The organism is Nocardia sp. NPDC005366 (assembly GCF_040606855.1).
Lineage (GTDB): Bacteria > Actinomycetota > Actinomycetes > Mycobacteriales > Mycobacteriaceae > Nocardia.
This window is the reverse complement of record NZ_JBEXFQ010000097.1, coordinates 1-1,920: the sequence shown is the minus strand read 5'-3', so window position 1 is coordinate 1,920 and position 1,920 is coordinate 1. Positions and strand designations below refer to the sequence as shown.

At 63.7% G+C, this 1,920-nt stretch carries 1 protein-coding gene; it reads right to left on the bottom strand.

Going from position 1 to position 1,920, the window contains the following annotated elements; translation table 11 throughout:
* Positions 1-1,904, bottom strand: a 1,904-nt coding sequence (locus ABZS43_RS36560) for a Clp protease N-terminal domain-containing protein (RefSeq protein ID WP_355040587.1), incomplete at its 3' end; no start/stop codon positions are given.
* Positions 1,905-1,920 lie beyond the last annotated feature (16 nt).

Below are 1,920 nucleotides of genomic sequence, written 5' to 3'. Positions count from 1 at the left end.
CGGACCATGGCGCGTTCATCGTCGAACAGGAAATCGGCCAACGCCTTGGCCAGTTCGGTCTTACCGACACCGGTCGGGCCGACGAACAGGAACGAGCCGGTCGGGCGGTTGGGGTCGGCGACACCGGCGCGGGCGCGGCGCACCGCGTCGGAGACCGCTTGCACGGCCTCGCGTTGACCGACCACACGCCTGCCCAGTTCGTGTTCCATGCGCAACAGTTTCTGGGTTTCACCCTCGAGCAGCCGCCCGACCGGGACACCGGTCCACGCCGAGACCACCTCGGCGATATCGTCGGGCCCGACTTCCTCTTTGAGCATGACCGAACCATCAGCGGCCGATTTCGATACCCGCTCGGCCTGGTCGAGTTGTTTCTCCAACGCCGGGATCCGCCCGTAGCGCAGTTCGGCGGCCTTGCCCAGATCACCGTCGCGTTCGGCGCGTTCGGATTCCCCACGCAACGATTCCAGTTCCTCCTTGAGGACCCGGACCTCATCGATAGCGCTCTTCTCGTTGCGCCAGCGCGTCATCAACTGGTTGAGTTCCTCACGGTCATCGGCCAATTCCTGACGCAACTTCTCCAACCGCTGCCCGGAAGCGGCGTCGGTCTCCTTGCTCAAGGCGACCTCCTCGATCTCGAGGCGACGCACCGCGCGCTCGACCTCATCGATCTCCACCGGACGCGAATCGATCTCCATCCGCAACCGCGACGCCGACTCATCGATCAGATCGATCGCCTTGTCCGGCAGGAACCGGGAGGTGATATAGCGATCCGACAACGCCGCCGCGGCCACCAACGCCGAATCGGTGATCCGCACACCGTGATGGACCTCGTAGCGTTCCTTGATCCCCCGCAAGATCCCGACGGTGTCCTCCACCGAGGGCTCACCCACCAGAACCTGCTGGAAACGCCGCTCCAGCGCGGCGTCCTTCTCGATGAACTTGCGGTACTCCTCCAACGTGGTCGCACCCACCAACCGCAACTCACCACGCGCGAGCATCGGCTTGATCATATTGCCCGCGTCCATCGCCGAATCCCCGGTCGCGCCCGCACCCACGATGGTGTGCAACTCATCGATGAAGGTGATGATCTGCCCGGCACTGTTCTTGATGTCCTCGAGCACCGCCTTGAGCCGCTCCTCGAACTCACCGCGATACTTCGCCCCCGCCACCATCGCCGCCAGATCCAGCGATATCACCGACTTACCACGCAACGACTCCGGCACATCACCGGCGATGACGCGCTGAGCCAAACCCTCCACGATCGCGGTCTTCCCCACACCCGGCTCACCGATCAACACCGGATTGTTCTTCGTACGCCGACTCAACACCTGCACCACCCGACGGATCTCGGTATCACGCCCGATCACCGGATCCAACTTCCCCGACCGCGCCGCCTCGGTCAGATCGGTGGAATACTTCTCCAACGCCTGATAACTACCCTCCGGATCCGCACTGGTCACCCGAGCACTCCCCCGCACCGTGGTGAACGCCTCACGCAAACCCTGCGCGCTAGCCCCGTACTTACCCAACAACACCGACACATCCGAATCACCCTGAGCCAACCCCACCAACACATGCTCGGTCGAGACGAACTCATCACCCAACTCCGTAGCCAAACGCTGCGCCGCGGTAATCCCCGCCAACGCCTCACGCCCCAACTGCGGAGTCGTCGTCGCCCCCGAAGCCCGCGGCAACCGATCCACCAAATCCCGGGCCTCACCCCGCACCACCACCGGATCAGTCCCCACCGCCTTCAACAACGGCCCAGCAATACCATCGGTCTGATCCAGCAACGCCACCAACAAATGCGCCGGACGAATCTCCGGATTCCCCGCAGCCGAAGCCGCCTGCAAAGCAGCAGTCAACGCCGCCTGAGTCTTGGTGGTGGGATTGAACGAGTCCACGAGCACCTTCCTACCT